This window comes from Sphingobacterium sp. Lzh-3, from assembly GCF_046764375.1.
Taxonomy (GTDB): domain Bacteria; phylum Bacteroidota; class Bacteroidia; order Sphingobacteriales; family Sphingobacteriaceae; genus Sphingobacterium.
This window is the reverse complement of sequence record NZ_CP177226.1, coordinates 1,233,451-1,259,194: the sequence shown is the minus strand read 5'-3', so window position 1 is coordinate 1,259,194 and position 25,744 is coordinate 1,233,451. Positions and strand designations below refer to the sequence as shown.

The following is a 25,744-nucleotide window of genomic DNA, read 5'->3' as shown; positions in this document are numbered from 1 at the left end:
AAATAACCGCACTTTGTTAAGTAATTTTTATGTTTCAAATACCTTAAAATTATCTTAAATTTACTTTTGGGTCTAAGAACTATAGAAATATAAATGTACCTTAGCATCTAGTTAGTAATCAAAAGAAGAGGAAAAAAGTATGTACAATCCAGTAATAGCATTTCTAAACATCGGAACACAAGAGATGATCTTAATTGTGTTTGCAATCTTGTTACTTTTTGGAGGCAAAAAACTTCCTGAATTGGCGAGAGGTTTAGGAAGAGGAATACGTGAATTTAAAGATGCATCAGAAGGTATCAAGCGTGAAATTTCAGATCAAATCAATAATTTCGAGAAAGACATAGACGTTAAAACAGAAGTCAAAGAAGAAACTGTCCCTAATGATGTACGTGTAGCTGAAGAGAAAGCTCAAGCAGCACACGAAGAAGAGGTGAAACCACAGGAAACCACAGAAGGATCAGAAACAGAACAACCAAAGAAAAAATATGAGTTTACAACACCAGCCGGTGTTGTCGAACATAATCCACATAAACAACCGGATTATGGTGAAGAGCCATCCCACATCACGTACGGGTATAACGATCATTTTGCTGAAACTAAAAACAACGAGGTAGAAGATAAAAAAGTTCCTGAGCAGGACAATACCAATAAACCTGCTTAATTTTACTACTTTAGTTTATAATTAGATATACTTAGAGCTGTTGAATGGTGATTCAACAGCTCTACTTTTTAAGATTAAACCGACAATGAGCTTATCAACACACGAAATTACTATTGCTAACGAGCTTTCTATTAGCGAAAAACAGGTTCGCACGACTATAGCACTATTAGACGAAGGTGCTACGGTTCCCTTTATCTCGCGCTACCGTAAGGAAATGACCGGTAGTTTGGACGAAGTTCAAATCACCGCTATCAGAGATCGTTTCCAGCAGCTCCGCGACTTAGATAAACGTAAAGAAGCTGTTCTGAAATCCATAACCGATCAAGGAAAACTAACGCCAGAACTTGAGCAACAGGTATTGGCTGCCGAAACCATGGCCAGTCTTGAAGATATCTACCTGCCTTTCAAACCTAAGCGTAAAACTCGCGCCAGTGTGGCACGTGAAAAAGGCCTGCAACCTTTAGCGGATCTTATTTTGGCGCAAGAAACGGACGATTTCCTCGCCCTTGCGGATAGTTTGGTCGATGAAGAAAAAGGCGTAAAAAATACGGAGGAAGCATTGGCAGGTGCCCGCGATATTATTGCAGAAATCATTGCGGAAGATGCCACAGTAAGGGCCAAGTCGAGAGCGATATTTCTGGAAAAAGGCTTATTTGTATCGAGGGTAGTTCCTGGAAAGGAAGAAGCTGCCCTAAAATATAAAGACTATTACGAGTGGTCTGAATCATTGAAAGATGCACCCTCACACCGCGTCTTGGCAATGCGCCGCGGTGAAAAAGAAGAGTTGCTCTATTTAGATATCGATATCAATGAAGAAGAAATTGTACCCCGTATCGAAGCAATCTATGTGAAAGGAGCCAATGCTGCTGCTGCTCAGGTGAAACTTGCCTTGATAGACAGTTATAAACGCTTGCTAAAGCCTTCGATGGAGACGGAAATCCGTGTATTGACAAGGCAAAAGGCCGATGAAGAGGCCATCAAAGTTTTTGCCGACAATGTTCGTCAATTACTTCTAGCCGCTCCACTAGGGCAGAAAAGACTGCTTGCCATCGACCCGGGATTCCGGACAGGCTGTAAAACAGTGGTGCTGGATGAACAAGGACAACTCAAAGAAAATACAGCCATCTTTCCGCATACAGGTGCCAATGGACTGGCAGAAGCAAAAAAAACAATTCAATATTTAGTCTCGAAATACGATATCCAAGCCATCGCAATCGGTAATGGAACCGCCGGCCGCGAAACAGAAGAATTTGTACGGAAACTCGGATTAAATAACGTTATCATCGTTATGGTCAATGAAAGCGGCGCCTCCATTTATTCGGCTTCAGAAACGGCACGTGAAGAATTTCCAGATCAAGATGTTACGGTACGCGGTGCCGTATCTATTGGCAGACGGTTGATGGATCCACTTGCTGAACTTGTTAAGATCGATCCAAAATCGATCGGTGTCGGACAATATCAACATGATGTAGATCAGAATAAACTTCAAACATCACTGGACGATACGGTTATCAGCTGTGTAAATGCAGTGGGTGTTGAACTGAATACAGCATCCAAACAAATTTTATCCTATGTTTCAGGTCTGGGTCCATCGTTGGCCCAACAGATCATCAAATACAGAAATGAGAATGGCCCTTTTGCTTCAAGACGTGAGCTGAAGAAAGTCCCCCGCCTTGGCGATAAAGCTTTTGAACAAGCAGCTGGATTTCTTCGTATTCGCCATGCGGTAAATCCTTTGGATTCCTCGGCGGTACACCCCGAGCGTTATGCATTAGTAGAACAAATGGCCAAAGACTTGGGAAAAAAAGTGGAGGACCTATTGACAGATGCTGACCTGAGAAAATCCATTCCTTTAAAAAACTACATTTCGGATGAAGTAGGACTACCGACACTAAACGATATTCTAAATGAATTAGCGAAACCCGGATTAGATCCGAGGGAAAAATTCGAAGCATTTTCATTCACGGATGGGGTCAACAGCATTGGGGATTTACGTGTCGGTATGAAGTTACCAGGTATCGTCACCAACATCACGAATTTTGGTGCTTTTGTTGATATCGGTGTTCACCAAGACGGTTTAGTACATCTAAGTCAATTATCCAATCGCTATGTCTCAGATCCACAAGAGGTCGTGAAAGTACAGCAGCATGTTATGGTGACAGTGACAGAAGTGGATGAAAAACGTAATCGCATTGCATTATCCATGAAGACAGATGAAAAGCCTGCGTTACCAAAAAACAGGAAAAATGACAACAAAAAACAGGTCGAACCACAAACGGATATGGCCAGTAAGCTAGCTGCACTGGCTAGTAAGTTCAAATAGATACATTTTTCTTCAAACCAAAAAAGCTGACCGTGCGCCAGACCACCTCCAATAAGTTTGTCACTTCTTGAGGCAGCGCGCTAGCCGGTCAGCTTTTTTTGATGCAATGAAATCCTACGCTCATCATTCGTGGCGACATTTTTATTTTGTATCTTTAACGGAAACAAGTTTAAACCCGTTATGAAAAATTGTACCCTACTATTTTTCCTGTTTTTTGGAATCTATTTTTCTAAAACCCAGGCACAGCAGCAACTTCACAACGGGGCCTACCTGTACCAGGATGGCATCAATAAACATTTAATGCTCGTTAAAGACCATTATATTTCATTTATAAGTTACGATGACGTCAGAAAACGTTTTCAGCATACCTGGGGCGGCGCACTTGATAAGCAGCATAATCTGATCACTATCGCTATCGAGTATAACTCACAGGATTCGGCAGCCATTGGCAAAGAAACCCAATTGTCTTACCGGATTGAAGCAGACTCCCTTCGCCTAAAAACAGCCAATAGCTACCATCTCTATATCAAACAGAAAAAAATTCCGCAAGACCTTGATGCGCTTTGGCGAATCACCAGCAGACAACAAGAGGGTAAAATGCATGCTATTCCCAAAGCAGATCGTAAAACAATCAAAATATTGGTTGATGGCTATTTTCAATGGGTAGCGATTAATCCCGCTCAAAAGGGTTTCTATGGTACAGGCGGAGGCGACTATCAGTACAATAATAATCGGTACTCCGAAAAAATACAGTTCTTTTCGAGAGATAATAACAGAGTCGGGCAAGAGCTCGCCTTTGATGGTGAAATCATAAATGGCGCATGGCATCATAAAGGAAAGAGTTCGAAAGGAGACGATATATATGAAATCTGGAGTAAAGAAATAACAGAATAAAATATGACAATAGAAGAATTTCAATCTTTTGAAAGCCCAGTTCAGCACTGGACAGCGGTACAAAAGTCACTTTGGTATGATCGAAAAGGAAATTGGAAAACTGCCCATGACCTCATCGATCAATTGGGTGGAGCCGATGCAGCACATGTTCATGCTTATTTACACCGCAAAGAGGGCGATCAATGGAATGCTGAATACTGGTATCAGCGTGCCAAACAGGATGTATATAAAGGAAACTTGGAAGATGAGTGGAAAGACCTATTCAAACGTTACGTTCAGTACTAAAAATATTTCCATTTTCGGACGGCAACTGTTTTCTTTTTTATACACAAAAGGACAATTTGAGTAATAAAGTAGTCACAAATAGTATAGAAAATTAACTCAGGTTCTTTTTAACCTGGTCAATATCTTTAAAAACATAAAAATATTACCAAATAAGATATAATACTAACTATATTAGGGCATATTACGTAACAAAAATAACACAAACAAAAATATTATAAGACTAACAATTAAAAATGGCATAGATATTGAACGTAGTATACTATACTTGAGAAAGTATACTTTTCATAAATTTAGGTTAATAATTGGTTAGGTTAAACACTTGAAGTTCCCCGCTTCAAGTGTTTTTTTTTAATCCCTGTTGTCTTAAATCTGCTTATCCTGCTCTATTTTTAATAGGATATAATGCTCCGTAAAGAGTAGCATAAAAAATTCAGAACAGACACCTTGTATTACTATGTATTTTGTTCTATATTTACTTACATGAACAAAGAATTTATTGACAAGTGGGTTTCACAGCTAAAAAAAGGAAGTCTTTCTTTCGTTGTATTAGGCATTCTTGCCTACGATCAAGAATACTATGGCTACGATCTTATCCAGGAGGTCAAGAAGAAAACAGCGATTGATATTGCCGAAGGAACTTTATATCCTTTATTGATCCGTTTAAAAAACGAAGGATTGGTAGAATCGAACTGGGTTCCACAAGCGACAGGAATTCCAAGAAAATATTACAAAATAACAAAGGAAGGTCAAAGTACCTTCGCAGCGATGAGAACGTACTGGACAAGCTTAAACCAACATATAACCACTTTGACCCATGCATTATAACCAGATAGACTTTACAAATAAATCTTCAGCTCAGCTTTATCAAGACTATATGTCAACAGCAACGGCCCTTGTCAAAAAATTAGCGCTGGCGCAAAGACAGGATATCTTATGTGAAATCAATAGCCACATATTTGAGGCATTGCAACAGCAGCTTCCCCCACAGTTAATCCATGACGCCATGCCTAGTCAGCTCAAAGAAATCTTAGATAAACTCGGGTTACCAGAGACTTTTATCAAGGAAATGATTTTGTCAACGTCCATTGCCCCGTCAATAGAATCTCCTCGTAAATCCCTATCCTTATTACGGGTACCTATCATGCTCACACAAGGGATCGTAAACATGATTTATTATATCATCTATACCCTGATGCTCATCGCCGTATTTCTCGTCGTGGCCAAGTTTATTGATCCTCAGGGAGTCGGATTCTTCTATGCGCCCAACAAGTTTTTCATATTCGGCAAACTTATTTTACAGCACGAAGAAGCCCTGCGTTACGAACAATTGGGCAATTATTTCATTCCGGCCTTTCTATTTATCATCAGTGGACTTTACTATTCCTCCACGTTAATTTTGAAACTCAAAAAATCTATTCCCCATAAATTATGAAAAGAACCACAGTGTTATTGTTCCTCTTAGGAACCCTATCAAGCCCCATTCTCAAAGCCCAGGAATTCACACCTGTTCGCATGGACAGCCTGATGGCCGTTATGGATAAAAATAATGTCTGGATGGGCAGTATTGCGATCAGCAAAGGCGATCAATTACTCTATCAAAAGGCAATTGGATATGCAGACCTGGCGCAGAAAAAGAAAGCCGACATACATACGCGTTATGGAATAGGTTCAATCTCCAAAACTTTCACCGCAACACTTGTACTAAAAACAGTTGAGCTCGGAAAACTCCAGTTAAATCAGACATTAGCAACCTACTTTAAAAGCATTCCCAACGCCGAAAAGATAACCGTCAGTCAATTGTTAAATCATAGCAGCGGGGTTCATAGCGTCACGGACGACAAAGATTATTTGACATGGAACACTAAACCTCAAACAGAGCAGGAACTTGTTGAACGCATTATCAAAGGCGGAGCTGAATTTGCCCCCGGAAGCAAACATGAATACAGTAATTCAAACTACATTCTACTTACTTACATCCTTGAAAAAGTATGGAAAAAAGACTATGCCTCTTTGTTGAATGCGTATATCTGCCGACCATTAAAGTTGGAACATACCACATTCGGCCGGCCGCAAAGCAATAGCAGTGATCTGAGTGAATCCTATCGGTACACGAAAGAATGGTCTCTTGAACCACACACAGACAATTCTGTTCCTCTTGGCGCCGGAGCTGTTTGGTCAACTCCCACAGATCTGGTCAAATTTTTCAATGGTTTATTTCATCATAAAATAATCAGTGCTGCGAGCCTGGAAGAGATGAAAAAAATAGATCAGGGCTACGGACTGGGTTTATTCCAATTGCCATTCTATGAACATATAGGGTTCGGCCACACAGGTGGTATAGACGGGTACTCCTCGGTAGCCAGCCATTTTGATGATGATAATTACACCGTCGCACTTATTAGTAATGCCAACAATTATAATAATAATGAAATTCTAAAGTTCAGCCTTGGCGAGCTTTATAAAAAACCTTTTCCACTTCCTGATCTTGCGGAAATTCAATTGACAGAGGAAGAAATTTCAAGCCTTGTTGGCGAATATAAAAGCGAGCAACCTCCTATTCAGATAAATATTACGAGAGAGGGCAACAAGGTGTTTGGACAGGTCGTTGGTCAACCTTCATTTCAGCTGAAACCCAAGGATAGAAACACGCTGGTTCAACCCCAATTTGGTGTAAAAATAGTTTTCGAACGTAGCGACAACAAAATGACACTCTATCAAAATGGACATACGCTTGTTTTAAAGAAATAAGGGAATACTGCGGTTAACTAATGTAAGGATTCACGGCCTTTATTCGGCACCATTTTGCATTTGTCCTGCGGTAGTGATATCGACATCCTCAATGCGGACCGATGCCTTCGTCATCACGCGCACCTCGAAAAGAGCAGCGGTTGAACTAAACCGCTGCTCTTTCAACTATGGCATTTTACAGTTTTTCCAAATAGAAATCATCACCGTACACGGTACCGCTCAAGGGTTTATAGAAATAGACGGTAGCTGTGGTATTATTGGCTCCAGTTGTAAAAGTAACCGAATTACTGGAATAGCTGGTCGTACCTATAGTCGCATTGACTGCAGTTCCACCGTAATTTTTGACACCGATACTGACCGACTGGCCTGCTGCAGACACTTTGGCGTAGCCACCAAAACGATAGGTCGTATTTGGCGTTAAACCGGTTAGGTATTGTTCAATGGAAGTCTCTCCGCCTGTTTCGCGGATGCATCTGCTTCCTGTCCGGGCATCGGTAGAAACGACCGATGATCCACCGCCCCATGTTGTCCAAGGATAGATGACACTGCTTTCGAAATCGCCATTGCTAAATAAAGGAAGTTTATACACACGTACATAATCCACCTGCATACTAAAGGGTAAGTCAGCATTTGTGATCGCCCCCGGCCATCCCGCTCCACCGGCCTGATTTAGAATCAGATAAAAAGGAACATCAAATGGCCATTGCTGCGTCCCCCCACCGGAAACTCTTGCGTAGGTATACTGCAATACATTGTTGACGTAAAATCGAATGTCGTTTGGACTCCAGATCATCGTATATATATTGTAATCTGTGGTATTATAGGTAGCAGATTTCGATGCTGTGCTCCCACCATTTGCATTGGTAACTGAGCTATTATGGATCGTATGGTACATTACGCTTTCGTTGTTAACATGCTCCATAATATCAATTTCACCACAGGCTGGCCAGCCACCATACGCTGTAGCCGGTTCGGGCATCATCCAAATAGCGGGCCATGAACCTCTTCCTTGCGTAAATTTAGCCCTCACTTCAACTTTTCCATAAGTCATACTAAATTTCCCCATCGACTTAACTCCTCCCGCATGATAGGCAACAGGATCTCCGGCTACAACAGCATTATCCATACGCAATACGAGATTGCTCCCATCTTGGGATGCATAAGCCGGCAAAGAGGTCATATACTTATTCCATGCGACAGTGCCCCTGTCAGCATAAGACCATTTTGTGGAATCAAAGCTCCCGTTGCTATTAAACTCATCCGACCAGACCAATTCGTAATCAGTTGTCGCTACGTTAGTCGCATTTAATAGCTTAGTCGAGGCCTTCGCCTTACTTACTTCCGGAATCGGAGTTTTTGTTGCTGTCGAGTCTTTTTTGCAGGCAAAAATAGACAGGCTGGTTGCGATTAGGCTCAGCACCAGCCAAAATTTGGTTTTTCTCATTTAGTTTTTGATTATTGGTTTTATTAAGTTTATATCGTTATTTAACAGCCTGTGGAGCAAGCTGCCATATAATCGAAGATTCATTTTTATCTTTCATTCCTTCCTGTTTAACTAAAAGGAAGAAATGAAAGAAATTAGGTATTATATCGATAATACGCTGTGCCCGATTATTGAGTATCTATGGGCAAAAAGACAATTTTGCTGTAATTCTCTTTTTCAAATAGAACGCCCAATTTGTTTTTGCTTAAAAGGACCAGGTCGGAGTAAGCAGCATAATCACCCTTTATACCTTCGGGTGCTTTAGCAACTACCTGATTAAAATACCATGTTTTGCCCTGATCTTTGCTCAATCTAACGGTTAGATTGTCTCTTCTATTGGTTGATGCAGCATTACACACAGCCAATACATATTTTCCTTTCTTTTGCCAGGAAAGCACTGAACCCTGGTTGACCGGATCGGATAAGTTTTTATCATAATAGGTTGTATCCCAAGTAACTCCACCATCATTTGAATAAGACACAATTCTCGATTTGACATTACCTTGCTGATTACGGGAATTCATATACAGCCCTGTATGCGATATCTGCGCGGCCATTGTTTCATTTGATCCTTCAAATTTCACACTTTCCCCTATCTTGAATGTCTTTCCATGATCGTCCGAGTAGTATGAATGTGCAAAATAATCTTTGCCATTTTCTTTCGGATTTCCTTCAGAATGGTTAGCAGGAATATAAATACGTCCTTTAAACTTACCAGAATCAAATTGTAAAGCATGTCCGGGCGTATTTGCGTAAGTCCGCCAGTCTTCCTTAAAAATATATTGTGCATTTACGGATGGTTGATTGGGACGATGCGTCTGTAGCGTGATGTTTTCTGGATTAGACCAGGTCTTACCACCGTCGGTCGAACTAATTGACCAACATTCTCGCAAACCATTTCCTTTGCGGACTTCTCCCTCATGATTATTACCCGTATTATAAAAAAGAAACAGGCGTCCTTTCGGATATGCCGGATCCAATAGATCCACTACCGGAGCTGGATTTCCGACCTGCAGATTATCATTGTCAACAGCAACTTGCAATGGCCCCCATGTTTTTCCATTATCCTGACTGGTTTTATAAACAATATCCACATTACCAAAATCGCCAGCATGATCCACCCTACCTTCTGCAAAAGCAATTAACTGTCCGCTTTTATCCTTTACAATAGCAGGTATGCGGTAGCTTTTATAGCCATCTTCTCCTGAAACAAATACATTCACTTCCTGAGCGTGACAAATTCCTGCCAACAGTGCAAATACCAACATTGTCCCTAATTTCTTCATATCTATATAAGTTTTATTGTTACTTCTATTTAAAAAATTCATCTGTGTTAACGCAATGAGATCTGTTATTTATTACTCCCTTTCAATCGGTAGGCAGGTAAACATCCATTTTAGTGGATTTTGCCAATCTTTCCCATTTAATTTTCCCACAGGAAGTTTCACCACAACTGTATTCCAGCCTTTCTCCAACAGAACAATGCTTGGACTTCGGTAGCTGTAACCTTCATCAACCAATGGGAGCTCCAAATTTCCTTTTTGGCCAGCATGTTGCCATTTCGGTGGAAGCACTTCACGCCCGTTCACCCAAATTTTGCTCATTCTATCGTCCCAGGTCCCCAAATTTGGTGAATCACTAGCATATGAACGGGAGAGGTCGTTAAAACCAATCCAAAAACTTTGGTCTCCCCCTTTTTCACTCCATACTTTGCTCACAGCATATACGGTGCTATTTTCAAGCGGCCGATCAAGAGCTCCTTTTACCACATCAGCCCACCAATGGCGTAATACGATAGTTCCACCATAAAACTCACCGATCTTCTTTAAAGCGGTAAATTTTCCTGTCGCTTCATTTTTTAAGACCATGCTCAGATCACCTTTATTTTCCACAGGGCCATACAATATCCATTTTTGCCCACTTTGCGCATAATATGGAAAAATAAGATCCTTAAAATACAATCTTTTATGTTGGAGCAAACGCTTTTCAAATTCAGCAAATTGCGTTAATCCCTTTATATCCGTTTTGATATTACTCCGCCATTCAAAATCTCCTCCTCCTCGCCAGCTTCGTTCCGCAAAAGTTAGCAAAGCCGGGTAAACTGCGTTCTGATGGAATACATCGCGCTCATGATGGACTGCACGATCGGGCCAGGAACACAAGGTCGCACCCATTAACTTTTCATTTTCTGAGGACTGTCCTCCCAACTGTCTATAAAACAAGGTAGTCACGGTCTCCAAAGGATCCATATGATTGATATACAAATGCTTTGAGTCAATCACTTCAAAAGGAGAGTCATTGGTAATAGCCTGTGCCCCACCCATCCAAAGCTGACGGATTGTGTGTGGCAGCAAATTCCCTCCAGGCTCCCAACCGATGGTTTTTAGCCCCAAGTCCTCCGTCCATTTTGTCATCATCGGCAAAAATGCTTGATTGTAAATTTTCACCTCATCCCCCCCAATATGCAGGTAAGGTAGTCCGGGATAGGTGATCGCAAATTCCTTCACCAGTTCCTTGATGATCGCTACACCGCTATCGCTCTGCATATCCGTTTTAAAATAACGGCGAAATGCGGCAGAATGCCCCGGCATATCAATTTCGGGTACGAGCTCAATATGGCGATCACGACAATACCGGATCAGCTGCTGCATATCGTCGACTGTATAATACTTTCCCTTCCAACGCTCCATATTTGCCGAGTCGGTCAAACCGGGATATTTTTTACTGATCAGTCGCCACGCAATATCTTCGGTGAAATGAAAGTGAAAAATATTGAGTTTATACCGCGCCATCATATCGATCTGCTCCTTCAGCACCTTTATCGACTGAAAATTTCTTCCCACGTCTACCAAGTAGCCACGCCAGCGAAAAGATGGATAATCTGTAATGTTGCAATACGGCAACTTACCATCGCTCCCCCCCAGTTGACGCAGCGTTTGCAGCGCATAGAAAACCCCTTTCCCCGCCCGGGCTTCAATGTTTACGCCCCTTTTGTCTATGACGATGCGATAGCCTTCTAAAGAAGGCGAGGGAAGTTTTATTTTTTTATTGCAACTAATCGTTATAGCTATATTTTCTTTGCTATCGAAGTCTGTCCGCCTTCCATTCCAATCACTTAGCAATGCTGTCAACGTCTGTCTATCTGTAGTTGACACGTCTCCTTTGGTGCGTACACACACAATATGTTTGACCTGGTAATACCCGGTTTTCCAGGTAACAGACTGCGGCATGGGAAGCAAAGGTCTGATAGTTTCACACATACTATATAGCGGAGAGATCATCATGATAATCATCATCAGCCTTTGGAGGAACTTAGTTGTTGCTACAGTTTGTCGCATCATGTTACCCTTTAATCGTGTTAAATTCCTTTAGTATTTGCATGCAGTACCACTCTTGACGAGGGAGGTGGAAAGGTCCTTTAAATAAATTACCTTTTGCCGTTTGCGCAATCTTTCCATCACGATGCAGATAACCATACCACTCACCATTGATTTTATCATGAAAATGATCATAGGCATACTGATTGATCTGCTGATGCCAACTTTTATATTTCTCATTTCCCGTCATTAGGTAAGCGAGTAATGTTGCTATAATCGTTTCATTCTGTGGCCACCAAAACTTCATATCCTGCCAGTATTCTTGTACCGGCTTTCCATAGACATCTCGAAAATATAGTATACCACCATATTCTGTATCCCAGCCGCGCTCCCACATATAATCGAGCATACGACAACCAAGATCAATCAGATGCGGATCGTTCGCCCGATATTTCGCTTCATGCAAGATAAACCAAGCTCCTTCTATGGCATGTCCGGGATTGAGTGTGCGCCCGTCAATATGATCAACAATTTCACCTTCGGGACCAACTTGTTCCATCACACAACGTATGTCATCTTTTACAAAATCACGTTCAATCTGCGCGATAAAATCACTGATAACGGAATCACACCTTGGATCTCCAATGGTTTCGCGAATTTGCTGTGCTGTATTGATCATAATCATCGGCACACCGATCCCTTTCATTGGTCTGGTCTGTTCGTATTTTGGTTCCACCAATCTTTCTCCCTGTGCATAAGCCAGACAAATTCCAAACAGCTCACGTGCTTCCGCAGCAATACCGTCATCTCCCGTCGCTTTTGCATAGGCAGCAAAAGCGATTGCCGCGAAAGTCTCCGAAAAGAAATAACGACGCATACGAATAGGGTTACCTGTGCGATCTACATGAAAATACATTTTGCCGTTTGCGTCAAAACAATGTTTCTTCAAAAACTCATAGCCTATCCGGGCCCCTTCCAGCCATTCCTCTTTTTGCTCAACTGTATTGTAAAGTGTGGCCAGCAACCAGCATGCCCTTCCCTGTATCCATACGGCCTTATCTGTATCAATCAACGTCCCATCATGATCACGCATAAATAAGTAGCCGCCACATTCATGGTCAATCGATCGTGGAAACCAAAATGGTACCGTGTCTTTTAAAAGCTGATCACGATAAAAAGCTTCCAACTCCTTCAAGTAATCAGTGTCAATTATATTTGCGGTATCTTTTATACTTATCTGTTTCATCTTTTCTAGTTTTTGAATCAATTCATTTCTGTTTAGTTGATCGTTAAATCAAAAGTGGACACTGGCGTTCCAATTTCATTTTGAAGATTTGCCCTGCTAAAAGGTTCATATCCATACAGGATTCTGCTGATTCCGAAACTTGGCTTAACGATTTCAACGACATTGCCCGATAGGATATTTGCGTTTACATCATAAATTTCCCCCTTATTGTCCATTACCTGAAAACCTTTCACAGCCAAATTCCCTTGGGTTACTAATTTTATACAATGGTCAAATGTCAATAACAGCTTATCATCGCGAAGCGCATAGCTGACCGGTTCAGGATGATCTGCATTCAATTCAACGCCATACACATGTTGACGCACTAAATCTGCCAAACGCCGACCTACCACTATCTTCTCACGGGGATGTACATCCAAAGAATCACCCACATCGATCGTTACGGCCATGTGTGTACCAGCAATGGCTTTCTCCAGTAAGCGTTGTGAGTTTCTAAAATCGCCCCATGAAGGTCTATCTATACTGGTAAGCTGAACAAAGAAAAAAGGAAGCTCTTGGTGAAAACTCTTCCGCCAGGAAGAAACCAATGTTTTAAAAAGACGTTCGTGAAGTTCTATATTATGGGCATTGCTTTCGCCTTGATACCATAATATACCTTTCAATCCTGTCCCCAACCATTTACTGACCCCTGCTTCAAAATTGTAAGCAGGTTGATACGGATGGCGTTGATTTTTCACCTTCGAAACAGCCAGATTCTGACCGGCACGTTCACGGCAGAAATCCTGCAGAAAATCTGACTTTTGCCAATTGTGGATATAAGAGGCCAGCAGATCGTCGTTTTCCAGTGATTTTCGATCAATCCAAGATTCAGTATTAGAGCCACCTACCGAAAGATCAATAATACCAATGGGAATATGTTGCTCGTTGGCGATCTGCTGGGCAAATGAATAAGCAACAGCTGAGAACTGAGCGGCCTCTTCTCCGGTAGCTTGCCGCCAGGCGCCGCTGAAAAAGGCCAAATCGTTTACTTTCCTTAAGGTAGCGGTATCCCATGCAACAGCATTGGTTTCCACTAGGTTGCGGCATTTAAAAAGCCGCATGTTCTTTATGTGCAGTGCATTGTTAATCAGCTCTTCGCCCTTTGCAGCTCCACGAAGTTGAAACGCCATATTTGATTGCCCCGAAGCAAGGTATACATCGCCAAAAAGAATATTTTTCAATACTATTTTCTCCCTGCCCGAACGCACGGCTATTTCATAGGGTCCTCCGGCTTCCATTTTAGGCAATTTAATTTCCCAGAAACCATCGGAATTGACTTGGGTCCTATAATTTTTCTTGTTAAAGACAACAGTGATCTCATCGGCGGCTGTCCCTTTACCATAGATGCTATTTTCCCAATTACGCTGGAGCACCATATCTGAACCGATTGTTTCGCCCACTTGTAGTTTTTGGCTAAGGGGTACCAGTGCATTAGCCACCTGTCTCGCGATGAATTTTGCTCCTTGTTTATTCGGATGCAAGTAATCGTCGAAAAGATCAATTCGAGCATGAAGTGGACTATTGAGATCAATCAAACCAACCTGATTACTTTCAGCAATACGCGGAATCAGTTGCTGGATCTGATCGTACCAGTCACGGGTACCGGACAGGAAGCGGGCATGACCACTAAAAATAGGAGTCAATCGACAGATGTAAATTTTTACTTTGGGATTAACGGATCGTATGGAGTCAATCAAGGTTGCGTAATCTGCTGCGAAAGAATTCTTATAATTCGGCCAATTTCGTGGATCAGTATCATTGAGTCCCAGGTGTATAATGGCAATATTCGGCTTAAAGGCCAATGCATTTCTGTATTCTTCTGTTTTATCATAAGGTCTATGCCCCTTACGTAAAAGCGTGGCCCCTGAATGGCCAAAATTCCTTACTTCAAACCGCTGACCCAGCAACGCTTGAAGCTGGCTCGGATAGGAATTCTGACTTGGGCTGGCAAGGCCATAGCCAAAAGTTACGGAGTTACCGATGCAAGCTACTTTTGTTCGGGGTTGTCCCACGGAAATGGAGATGGAGACAATCAAACCTAAAAGTAGACCTCCTTTTTTTGACATATAGGTATGCAGCGTGCTGATCAAGTATTTCATTTTCATCATCTATTCATTCAGGATATAAAAGCGATATAGGCGGCGGTTTTTCATTAATTTACTAATATGCTTACTTCGCCGTAGCTTTGGGTTTGAGAAACAGGAGTTGCAAGAGTAACGCCAACAGTACCGCGCCTCCCAATAATGCAAAGCCTAGCCCAAAATGCCCTTCGTCCTTAAATTTCCCTAACCATTGCGTAATAACGGCTCCAGCGAACACCCCAACCATATTCATAAAACCGTAAGCGGTTGCGCGCAAATTTTTAGGAACAACCTGACATAGGATAGGCATATTGTTGGCATCGAATATGCCAAAACCAATTCCAAAACAGACCGCCGCTCCGACCACCGCAGGTAAGGTCTGGCCTAATCCCAAAAACAATAAAGCTGGTATGGTCAGTCCAAGCCCAATTGCACTGGTATAAATGCGGCCACGGATATTTTTTTGTACCCATCGATCACTGAGTATGCCGCCGACGATAACTCCAATAAAGGATGAGATCGCGATTGTGATAGTCGACAATGGACCAGCTTTGGCCATTGGAATATTCAGGCTATCGGCAAACAAGGTTGGCAACCAATTTTTTATGGCCCAGCCGGGTAAGCTTGGAGCCGCAAAATAAAATAATAGGATCCAGAATGCCACATTGGAAAATAGCAACAGTAAACTTTTGGGAAGAGACAATCGCCCTTCCGAAGCAGGCTCCTCAAGGGATGGCTCATGTTTTTTCTCCACAAGCAAGATCGCTAATAGGACCGCATAACATATTCCGATAATTCCAAACCAATGAAAAGCGGTATGCCATCCTTTTGAAGCGGCCAATGTGGCACCAAAACCGCCCAAGGCCTGACCTGTATAAAGTCCTGTCATATGTAACCCAATGGCTAACGATCGATTTTTTCCGGTATGGTAATCGGCGATCAGCGAAAGAGCTGTCGGGATATACAATGCTTCACTAAATCCCATAATTGCCCGTAAAACCAATAGCGTTGCATAATCGTGCGCCATCCCCATGCCATAGGTTACGGCCGACCACACAAAAAGACTGCCTACGATCAGCCATTTTCTATTGCTGCGATCGGCAACGATACCGGCTATCGGACTCATGACACCATAGATGTAAAGAAAAACGGCCATCAATACACCAAAAGTCTCGGCTCGCTGCAATTGCGGAATATCAACCTGCATGGCTTCACGCATAGTAGATAGCATCTGTCGATCCATATAATTCAGCAGGGCTACTCCCCAAAGGAGGGCTACAACGAGCCATGGGTAAAAAGATTTATGTCGTAAAGAAGAGATCATTTCAATTTTTATCAGGTTTATATTGAGTTTTTTATATCTTATTTTTTCAATCCCATTTCTTAGAAAATGTGGCCACTAAAATCTCAGGCGTACGAACGCCGGCCTTAATTTCTCCACTAGGCAAGATAATCATGTTGCCCCAAACAACAGCTGTCGTGGTTACAGGTCCATCCGACGGCAGATCCCCCATCCGCTTCCATTTCGCCGATTTCAGATCATAACGCCATACCTCCTTGCCGAAACCGGGATGATTGATTTGCAATTTATTCTTGGCATCAATAAGTTTCTGTCTCTTCGAGAGGTTCGCTTCCTTTTTAGCGTCAAAGATTAGCGCTTCCACCTGATGGAAGGTATTGCCCCGATCTGCACTCAACAACCATATTCCTTGGTCGGGCAATACACAAGCAGTTCCCGCCGCGGCAGGGAAAGGAATGTCCGTCCGTTTGGACCAAGTACTACCACCATCGGTTGAGCACCATAGTTCATGATATAACGTTGAAGGGCTCTCTGGATGAGCCTTTCTTCCACCAAGTAGATACAGCCCATGTTGACTATCAGACAACAATTGCAAATGGGAGACAGCATAGGGCAATCTTCCCACACAAACCCATCCTTTTTCAAGATGTGCTAGATCCAATTGCAACACTTGATCTGATACAGCATCAGACATTTCTCCACCGGCAATGAAAAGTTTATTTCCATGAATTACCGCTCCCATATTAGCTAATGGAAACGGTAGGTTCGGGAAGTCAGACACCGTAATTTTCTTGGTAGAGCCATCGTATTTAATCAGTCTACAAATGGCTGTTTTTCCTTCCGGAGTCTCTCCACCGATAACCAACAATCCATCGGGTAGACTCAAGCTAGCTGCGTAAGAAACTGCCGCAGGAAGACTATCATGGGCTATTAAGCGCAGTCCTTCCCTTTCTTTTCCGTAAATAAAAACATCTTTTTGGATCTCTTTCGCCCCACCTTCCCAAGGTGGTAAATGTGGAAAATTCGCTCCGCCGGCAACCAGAAAACAATCGCCTGTGACACCGGCTATTGGTCCTGCCATACCAATATGCACCTTTCCATCTTGCATAGCTGGCAACGTAATGCCTTTATGCCATTCCAATTGACCAACCTGTGCTTGAACAGCACCTGTAACCAGTATTCCCACGATAACTCCCATCCAATGTTGTTTTGTCATATCTATTTATTCTCGAACCTACAGTCTACCTTGTAATCTCCCTCTCGATGTAAGCACACATGATGCTCATCGCGAGAGGGAGATCTTTTTTACTGTGCACAAAACGTCTGAAAATTAAGTTTGTTCACATCATTCTTAAAGAGCTCAAATTGCGCTGTCGACATATTGTTCACAGGTAGTCTAAATGCTCCGCAGTCAAGGTCAATTAATTTCATATAAGCTTTCCCGACCGAAATACCGCCATACTTTCCTAGTAATGTGATCATATCGATAGACTTTTGCTGTAAAGCATTCGCTTTTTCTATATCTCCGCTGTCATAAGCATCTATGAGCGCAAGATACAAAGGTGCTGCGTAGTTATAGGTACTTCCAACGGCTCCTTTATTACCCAATACTAAAGCGGACAGCATATTCTCATCTCTTCCCCATAACATATCATACTTGCGATCTGCATAATTCATGCAACTTAAAAAATCCATAAAGTCTTCGTGCGTATATTTGATTCCCTTAAAATTGGGTATTACGCCATCAATCTGCTTCAACAGGTCGATCATCGGGAAGTTTCCACCGGTCAATACCGGGATATGGTAATAATAGAAAGCCGTATTCGGCGCAGCACTTGCAATTTCGACACAACATTTTGCCAATTGATCCACATTAGCAGGTTTGAAATAAGATGGTGAAGTAAATGAAACAACATCTACCCCTGCATGCTCGGCCAGCCTAGCCAATTGTTGGCATTCTTTGATATTCGTTCCGCCCAGAAGCATCATGAGTGTAAATGCATTATCCTCTTTCGTTAATCTGGCCCAAGCTGTCATGACCGCAACTTTTTCCTCAAAAGTCAACGACACCCCTTCTCCGGTAGAGCCACAAATAAAGGCACCCGTTACCCGATTGCGCTTTAACATCGCATAGTATTGCGGAATCAGCTCAAGATTCAATTCTCCGTTTTCATCGAAAGGAGTAAATGGCGCTGCAATTAATCCTGAGATTTTTTGATTTAGCATGATATGTGTATTTAATATTGTATTATTTTTTAAAATGTAACTAAAACGATGTATAACCTTTCGTTTGAACCAAGAGCCGGTTATTTGTCAGCGCATCCCTATTAATTGGCCATAAAAGGCGAAATGATTCTGCTACGGGCAATGATGTATACTTATAAACAAAGCTATCGCCCATTCTTCTCAAATCATACCAATATTTCCCCTCGCCAATAAATTCCAATTTGCGTTCTTTCAAAATTGCTTCCATGGGATCACTGTCTATCTTCTGATTTGGAAAACCAAAAGTACCTTCGTTATAATTACTTCCAAAAGCTCTTGCTCGAACCAAATTGATTTCCTCTTTGGGGCTTTCACCCAGTAGCACTTTGGCTTCAGCTAACAGCAAGAGTAAATCTGCATAACGATAGATTGGAAAATCATTCGTAAATGCGCGAGATCCAGCATTTTGTTCACCTTGATATTTTTTTAGGAAGCAACCGGCCAAATTGAACTTTCCTGTCGCATCTTTTGAATAGGCCGCTTGGATGGATGTGTTTTTACGTTGATCCAAATCGTTATAGTCCCGGTACGAACGGATACGGGTTGGTGCACGTAGTATTCCACCATAGTTTTCAGCTGTTACGGTGAATTTTCTGTTGGAAAGCGAATCATAATAATTTGCGATAAGACCCGATTGTGGAACGAAATCGGATATAAAGCCTAAAGTCGCTTCATTTAATTGATGACGCACCACAAAAATCATTTCACCATTACCGCGATTGCCTGAAGAAAATAGGCCCGAAAAATCTGATTGCAGAGACAAAGTTAGATTTGATTTTATTTCCGATAAAGCATTTTTGGCTGTTAAGGCAGCATCTTTGCCGCCGCCTCGATGTGCATTCCAAAGATTCACTTCTGCTTTAAGCATTAATGTTGCAGCTTTTGACCAATACGATTTTGTATTCTTCACGGAATAGTCTGTTCCAAAAGAAGTCAAAGAGCTTTCTAAATCCGAAGTAACAAGCCCTAAAACATCCGAAGCTGGAGAAGCAGCTTTAGCAAGGTTGGTGATATCGATATTGCCGACAGGCTCTGTTTGCAGGACAACATCTCCCCAGGAACGATACAACTGAAAATAGTAAAATGCACGCATTCCATAAGCAATTCCTAAATAGTAACCTTTATTCTGCGCGGTCACAATATCAGTCGTGTTAAGTTTACTGATCAACAAATTTATCTGATTGATATTTTCGTAAAAAGCCCCGAAATTGCTCACCCCTGGATTATCAAGATCTAAATTATGATTCCACATTCTTTCCAGCCCTTGCGGAGCTTCCCCTGTAAAAGACGATGTCGTTCCGGGATCATTGCCAAAGACCTCCCCCTGGTATTCACCCAGAAGTACAAATGCGCGCTCATGATTCCGAAATCTTGCGTGTAGACCACTCACAAACGAATCAAATTGATCGGCTGTCTTCCAGTAATTCCCATCGCTAATTGTACTTACAGGATTTAATTCTAGATTTTTATTGCAAGAACTTAATAGGCCTAGTCCCAATACCGTTGCCAAGCTTAAGGTTTTTATATTGATTTTCATCGTTTTCAATTTTTAAGATTAAAAGGATAGTTGAACACCGAGGACATACGATCTTGGTGTAGGATAAGTACCTAGGTATATACCTGTAACCAAATTATTCGCATCTACTGGAGGCTCAGGTGATGGACCCGAGAATTTTGTGATGTAAAAAAGATTAGATCCGGTAAAATAAATTCGTGCATGCGAAAATACCCGCGATTTTTCGAGCAATGATTTGGGCATGTCGTAGGAAAGAGTGAGCTCACGAAGTGCCAAATAATCTCCTTTTTCATAAAACCTCGAATTGTTGCTATTCAACACCGCATTCGCATTGTTTCCACGTGTATAATTCTGTTTGGAACCACCAACCTGATCCGCAAAATAAACCTTTGGAATGTCTGTTATAGTGTTGGTTGGTGACCAAGCTTGCTTTTGCAGCTCAATATAATTGAATGTGCCCTGATAATTCCCCAATGTTCTTGCGACAAGATCATTGTAAATCTTATGTCCCAGCGCAAACTCCCAGTTTGAAAAAAGGCTCAGATTCTTATAACTTAAATTCGTTGTAAATCCACCCGTCCATTTTGGATTAATATTGCCGATATACACTTGATCACGTGAATCGATAATATCATTTCCATCGACATCCAGCCAATTGACATCTCCAGGAGTAATTCTTCCATTTTTTCCAACAGGGAGATTAGGCCCAGTAATTCCTGCAATATTATCCGTGCGGTTTCCGGCAATTGAACTTACCTCAGCATCATCTTTAAATATTGATACTTGTTTATATGCGTAGATATCGCCCAGCGATTGCCCCTCCTGATATCCACCTACCCATTTAACTTGACCCGATGTTGGATCATAGATCTGTAAACCACCTTGACGATTATTTTCGTTTCCATTATTCGGCAGCTCCAGTATTTTATTTTTAACAAATGCGGCATTGGCGCCAATATTCAAATTAATACCATCGGGATTTCTAAGCACGCGAGCCTGTAACCCAAACTCCAGGCCTTTATTTTGTAAAGTCCCTAAGTTGGTATTTATAGACGAGAAGCCGATATAACTAGGCAGAGTCAGATCTGTTAAAAGGTTTTTAGTTTTTCTATTGTAATAATCGAATAGTAAAGTTACGCGGTCTTTCCATAAACCTAAATCTAAACCTACACCTGTCGTTTTACTCGTTTCCCAAACTAAATTTCCATTTACCGGCTGTGTATTGAGGTATCCAGCGGTTCCATTATAATTGGTTTGCAAGGAATAGGTTCCCTGAACTTCATATCTGCCTAATCCGTTTATATTTCCATTTTCTCCGTAACTCAGTCTAGGCTTCAAAGTTGAAATATAATCTGTTAATTTGGTATTCTTAAAAAATGTTTCTTGATGAACATTCCAGCCTGCAGAAAGACCTGGGAAAAAGCCCCAACGATGGCCATCTGCTAAACTCGAAACCCCATCCAAACGATATACGGCATTCAACAAATATTTCCCATCATAATCATAAGCCAAACGTCCCATGGACGAAATAATTCGATATTCAGATTTTGAGGATGTGTTATTTCCAGCCACAAAAACAGTCGAAGCATTGACGGTCGGTATATCATCAGTAGGCGCATTCTTCCCATACACCTGCATAAAATCAGTTTTCGTATTAAAATATTCTGCACCAAGCATAGCGTTCAGATTATGCTTCTCACCAAATGTTTTGGTATAATTTAAAATACCGTTAAACTGTGTTTGGAAATCTCGATTTATATTGCGATAAGCATCTCTTGACGTACTGCCTATTGTTTCGGGGTTAGAAAACACATTAGCATAGGTCTGGGTCGATTTTTGAAAGAACTCATTCAATAACTCTTTCATATAGGCATTTCCGGAGACCTTGAGGTATAGACCAGGAATAATATCCCATTTTAGAGAACCATTTACGACAATGCGATTCGTTTCATTATTTCTCTCCATACGGCTCAACCAATACAATGGATTCCCATCATTGATGCCGTTGCCTGGATTGGGTCTCGTCTTCGCCTCATCAACCCAAGGATTAAATGTTGGCCAAATAGCCAAATTCCGATATAATGCACTTACTTCCGATCCGCCAACGCCATATTGAGAAGCAGTTGACAAATTGACCGAGGTTGCTACCTCCAGATTCGGTTTCAGCTTATATGAACCATTTAGATCTGCAGTATATCTTTTATAGTTGGAGCCTACAATGATTCCATTCTCATCATATGCATCAAATGCAGCGAAATATTTTCCTCGATCGTTACCGCCCGATACATTTACATAATGATCCTTTGTATAGGTATTTCGAAATAAGATATCCTCAACTTCACCCGAATGATCTTTATAAATTATCTGACCACCATACGGATCATCTACAAGTTGCCACCCTTTCGCTAGCAATGGATCCAAGTCAGCTGTGTAACGACGAATATCAAACGAAGATAAATTTGCATTATCAGTCAATAATCCCAAACCCCTGGAGCCATTAGCTGTCTCAATCGTCTTACCGGCATTTAAATACCCCAAGCGCGTATAATAAATGTAATCCCCAGCATTCATGTAACGATACCCCTCACGACGTTGGTTAAAGCCTCCTGTGAATTTATAAGATATAGTTGACTGTCCCGATTTACCAGTTTTCGTTGTGATCAAAACTACGCCATTATTTGCACGAGCACCATATATTGCCGTTGCAGAAGCATCTTTTAAAAGTTCGATGGATTCGATATTATCCGAACTCACATCATTCATTTCACGAATGACACCATCTATTACAACTAAAGGGGGACTAGAACTTTTAATTGATGCTCCACCGCGCAATTTTAACATAGGCGCCGCCCCGGGTGTACCCGATTTGTTTACCACCTGTAATCCAGGTACAGTTCCCTGCAATGCTGTAGCAACATTAGAACGGGGCGTATTTTGCAAAACAGTTTTATCTACTTTGGCGATGGAACCAGTTACACTTCTCCTGTTTTGTGTTCCATATCCCACCACCACCACTTCATCCATTTGCTCAACCTTGGATTCAAGTTTGATATCCAATTGATTTAATTGCCCAACTTTTACTTCAAATGGTCTATACCCCGTAGACGTGATGACTAAAATAGTATTGGGATTGGTACTGATTGAGAAAGTCCCATCAGCATTTGTCTGCAAAGATTGGTTGGATCCCTTGACTTTTACAGTCACATTGCTTAGCAGCTCTCCTGTCTTTGCATCGGTAATTTTTCCCCGCACCGCATGGTCTTGTGCCTGCGCTAAAAGCAAATTGCCCATCAAAACAGACAGCGTGAGAAGGGTTCGTAATTTTAGGTTTGAATACATATTGGTTTGTATTAAGTATTACATATATGCAAATATATAAATAACAAAATATAAAAAACAAATTTTAATTAAATTATGTATAACATATTAATCACTTTTATTAATTATCTTTGTCTTAATGCGCCTAATGCGCTATATGTAATATATATGGAACCGAATTCTTCGTTGATCGAACATCTGAATACAATTGATACCTCTTCACTAGTAGACCGTGCTGAAAAAGAAATCATCAATCTTTTTGTCAATCAAGGCTTAAAGGTTGGAGATGCTTTACCTAAAGAAATTGAATTGGCCGAAACCCTTGGTGTAAGTCGTACAGTAGTTCGCGAAGCTATGTTGCGGTTACGTATGGTCGGATTGATCGAATCGAAAAAACATCGTGGTGCCGTTCTAACAAGTCCAGATCTTATAAAACCGCTGCGCAAATCACTTTATCCAACCATCATGGAAAATAAGACCTTACAGGATCTTTTTGAAATGCGCATGGTGCTGGAGGTGGGTATGGCGGATATTCTTTTTGAGCATATACAGGAAAAAGACATTGAGGAGCTGGAAGCGATCGTTGCCAAGGAACCTATAAATGCAGATAATACAATTTTCGACATTGAAACAGAAATAGCCTTTCACGGTAAGCTTTATGAAATCACTGGAAATACGATTCTAAAAGACTTCCAGAACATGCTATTACCTGTTTTTCAATATGTCCATAGCAGCGGTTTACTGACCAGTCCTAGTCCATCGAAAAGCTTCATCTCACACCGAGGCTTAGTTGATATATTGAAGGTCGGCAATGCTGAAGTTTTTCGAAATGCCATGCGCAAGCATCTTGACAATCATTATCAAAGACTTTTTTTATATAAAAAATCTGTTGGATAATCTCTTTTACGAGATCGATTCACAACACGACAAAAAAGCCCAATCATATGATTGGGCTTTTTCTTTAAACTATTTCTACTTGATTCTTCCGTCTGGCTATTACATAAGTTGGCACTTTGTTATTCAGACAGCAACAGTACAATTATTCCATGCGGAGGAAGAATGAACTTTCTATTCTGACCAAGGTTGCCTTCATCGCGATGAAGCTATAAATCTCTGACGCGATTTTTTGGAGATAAATTCAGCACTTTAGTATCTAATTTAAACATCGTCTCGTTGTCTGATCTATTAAGTATTGCAAGTGCTTTACGCTTTGGATCTGCCAGGTCTTTTTTCCATACTTCTACCTCACCCGCTTTAAACACAGCTTGTGCTTGCTTAAAAGCCTTATCCTGATTAAGCGCGATCATTTCTTTGTTCGTCAATATAGCGAGTGTCTCTTTTGAAATTTTACGTAGATCATTTCCGGCCATCAAAGGTGAATTTAACATACACCACATTGAAAAATGCGTTTTATCTTCTTCATGAGTCATTCCATTTCCCACTTGAAGCATATCCATATCGTTATAGTGACCTGGAGAGCTATATGGATAAAGATTACGATTGAGATCAATAATATGTAGCACAGAAGCAAAATTTGGTTGTATATCTTGCGAGATGCGCCAGGAATCTACGTGTTTAATGGCCCATTCCCCTGGAAATTGCCAACGGCAAAGATTAAAACCTACATCTGGGCGAACAGCCTGCACTGCGGTTATTATCTTTGTATATTGCTCGCGATCATCGAGCTTCATTTCCAATCCACCACACCAATCCACTTTGATGAAATCAAAATTCCATTCTTTAAAAAATAACTGCGCATCTTGGTCTTCATGACCATACATTCCTACCCCAATACCTTTTGGATCTTTGTCCCAGATAGAACCACAGGTATTTTTTCCTCCCTCCGAATACAATCCCGCTTTTAATCCCATGGAATGAATATAATCGGATAGAGCCCGCATTCCACCGGGAAATTTTGACCGATCTTCGTAAAGATTTCCCAGTTCGTCCCTCCCCCCGAAATACCCGTCATCGACATTAATATATCTGTATCCTGCATCATGTAAACCAGTCGCAACCATGGCATCGGCCTGTTCTCGGATCAACTTTTCATCAATATGAATCCGAAAACTATTCCAACTGCTCCACCCCATAATGGGCGCCTTGACTTCCTGACCAATTGCACTAAAGCTATTCTTAACTAGTAAACTTGCTAAAATGAAGCTTTTAAATAATATGTTAGAATTCATAAAGTTATTTTGGATGTGAAAATCATCATACAAATATCGTAGGATCCCCCCATAAAAAACGAGTTGTATTTCTCTGCTC

The 25,744-nt window shown here is 41.3% G+C and carries 19 protein-coding genes; 8 read left to right on the top strand and 11 right to left on the bottom strand.

All coding sequences use genetic code 11. The annotated features are described in order from the left end of the window. Positions 1 to 139 precede the first annotated feature (139 nt). From ACLCDV_RS05100 to ACLCDV_RS05070, 7 genes are all read left to right on the top strand, one after another. The gene (locus tag ACLCDV_RS05100) at positions 140 to 661 is read left to right on the top strand and encodes a twin-arginine translocase TatA/TatE family subunit (protein WP_317668223.1); all 522 of its coding nucleotides are present in this window, start codon (positions 140 to 142) and stop codon (positions 659 to 661) included. Between the two features lie 85 nt (positions 662 to 746). Beyond that, on the top strand, positions 747 to 2,984 hold the full coding sequence (locus ACLCDV_RS05095) for a Tex family protein (RefSeq protein ID WP_317668224.1): 2,238 nt from the start codon (positions 747 to 749) through the stop codon (positions 2,982 to 2,984). Positions 2,985 to 3,164: 180 nt separating this feature from the next. Then, the gene (locus ACLCDV_RS05090; protein WP_411973051.1) at positions 3,165 to 3,878 is read left to right on the top strand and encodes a hypothetical protein; all 714 of its coding nucleotides are present in this window, start codon (positions 3,165 to 3,167) and stop codon (positions 3,876 to 3,878) included. Between the two features lie 3 nt (positions 3,879 to 3,881). Further along, positions 3,882 to 4,163: a hypothetical protein gene (locus ACLCDV_RS05085; RefSeq protein WP_317668226.1), complete on the top strand. Its 282-nt coding sequence runs from the start codon at positions 3,882 to 3,884 to the stop codon at positions 4,161 to 4,163. Positions 4,164 to 4,643: 480 nt separating this feature from the next. Beyond that, positions 4,644 to 4,988, top strand: a complete 345-nt coding sequence (locus ACLCDV_RS05080; protein ID WP_333576703.1) for a PadR family transcriptional regulator — start codon at positions 4,644 to 4,646, stop codon at positions 4,986 to 4,988. Then, positions 4,978 to 5,595: a hypothetical protein gene (locus ACLCDV_RS05075; protein ID WP_411973050.1), complete on the top strand. Its 618-nt coding sequence runs from the start codon at positions 4,978 to 4,980 to the stop codon at positions 5,593 to 5,595. Before ACLCDV_RS05080 ends, ACLCDV_RS05075 begins: the two co-directional genes overlap by 11 nt. Then, on the top strand, positions 5,592 to 6,911 hold the full coding sequence (locus tag ACLCDV_RS05070) for a serine hydrolase domain-containing protein (RefSeq protein WP_411973049.1): 1,320 nt from the start codon (positions 5,592 to 5,594) through the stop codon (positions 6,909 to 6,911). Before ACLCDV_RS05075 ends, ACLCDV_RS05070 begins: the two co-directional genes overlap by 4 nt. A 175-nt stretch (positions 6,912 to 7,086) precedes the next feature. On the opposite strand, the gene ACLCDV_RS05065 is transcribed toward ACLCDV_RS05070, so the two are convergent. The 10 genes from ACLCDV_RS05065 to ACLCDV_RS05020 form a co-directional block, all read right to left on the bottom strand. Continuing rightward, the gene (locus ACLCDV_RS05065) at positions 7,087 to 8,355 is read right to left on the bottom strand and encodes a family 16 glycosylhydrolase (protein WP_411973048.1); all 1,269 of its coding nucleotides are present in this window, start codon (positions 8,353 to 8,355) and stop codon (positions 7,087 to 7,089) included. A gap of 167 nt (positions 8,356 to 8,522) precedes the next feature. Then, complete coding sequence (locus tag ACLCDV_RS05060; RefSeq protein WP_317668231.1) at positions 8,523 to 9,680, bottom strand: sialidase family protein; 1,158 nt, start codon at positions 9,678 to 9,680, stop codon at positions 8,523 to 8,525. Positions 9,681 to 9,752: 72 nt separating this feature from the next. Further along, a complete protein-coding gene (locus tag ACLCDV_RS05055; RefSeq protein ID WP_411973047.1) occupies positions 9,753 to 11,735 on the bottom strand; it encodes a family 20 glycosylhydrolase in 1,983 nt (660 codons plus the stop codon). Position 11,736: 1 nt separating this feature from the next. Then, positions 11,737 to 12,957 (bottom strand): AGE family epimerase/isomerase, encoded by a 1,221-nt coding sequence (locus ACLCDV_RS05050; RefSeq protein WP_317668233.1) that lies wholly within the window; start codon positions 12,955 to 12,957, stop codon positions 11,737 to 11,739. A 32-nt stretch (positions 12,958 to 12,989) separates the two neighbouring features. Then, positions 12,990 to 15,095, bottom strand: coding sequence for a GDSL-type esterase/lipase family protein (locus ACLCDV_RS05045; RefSeq protein ID WP_411973046.1), 2,106 nt, complete (start codon positions 15,093 to 15,095; stop codon positions 12,990 to 12,992). A gap of 70 nt (positions 15,096 to 15,165) precedes the next feature. Beyond that, positions 15,166 to 16,401, bottom strand: coding sequence for an MFS transporter (locus ACLCDV_RS05040; RefSeq protein WP_411973045.1), 1,236 nt, complete (start codon positions 16,399 to 16,401; stop codon positions 15,166 to 15,168). Positions 16,402 to 16,447: 46 nt separating this feature from the next. Further along, complete coding sequence (locus tag ACLCDV_RS05035; RefSeq protein WP_411973044.1) at positions 16,448 to 17,593, bottom strand: hypothetical protein; 1,146 nt, start codon at positions 17,591 to 17,593, stop codon at positions 16,448 to 16,450. An 89-nt stretch (positions 17,594 to 17,682) separates the two neighbouring features. Further along, complete coding sequence (locus ACLCDV_RS05030; protein ID WP_411973043.1) at positions 17,683 to 18,603, bottom strand: dihydrodipicolinate synthase family protein; 921 nt, start codon at positions 18,601 to 18,603, stop codon at positions 17,683 to 17,685. A gap of 40 nt (positions 18,604 to 18,643) precedes the next feature. After that, positions 18,644 to 20,179 carry a SusD family outer membrane lipoprotein NanU gene (gene nanU / locus ACLCDV_RS05025; RefSeq protein WP_411973042.1) on the bottom strand — a complete coding sequence of 512 codons (1,536 nt, stop codon included), beginning with the start codon at positions 20,177 to 20,179 and terminating at the stop codon, positions 18,644 to 18,646. 18 nt (positions 20,180 to 20,197) lie between these two features. Further along, positions 20,198 to 23,497: a SusC/RagA family TonB-linked outer membrane protein gene (locus tag ACLCDV_RS05020; protein WP_411973041.1), complete on the bottom strand. Its 3,300-nt coding sequence runs from the start codon at positions 23,495 to 23,497 to the stop codon at positions 20,198 to 20,200. Between the two features lie 147 nt (positions 23,498 to 23,644). Here ACLCDV_RS05020 and ACLCDV_RS05015 point away from each other — a divergent pair, with 147 nt between their 5' ends. Then, positions 23,645 to 24,373 carry a FadR/GntR family transcriptional regulator gene (locus ACLCDV_RS05015; protein ID WP_317668240.1) on the top strand — a complete coding sequence of 243 codons (729 nt, stop codon included), beginning with the start codon at positions 23,645 to 23,647 and terminating at the stop codon, positions 24,371 to 24,373. 206 nt (positions 24,374 to 24,579) lie between these two features. Here ACLCDV_RS05015 and ACLCDV_RS05010 read toward each other — a convergent pair whose 3' ends face one another. Next, positions 24,580 to 25,665 carry a glycoside hydrolase family 27 protein gene (locus tag ACLCDV_RS05010; protein ID WP_411973040.1) on the bottom strand — a complete coding sequence of 362 codons (1,086 nt, stop codon included), beginning with the start codon at positions 25,663 to 25,665 and terminating at the stop codon, positions 24,580 to 24,582. Between the last annotated feature and the right edge of the window lie 79 nt (positions 25,666 to 25,744).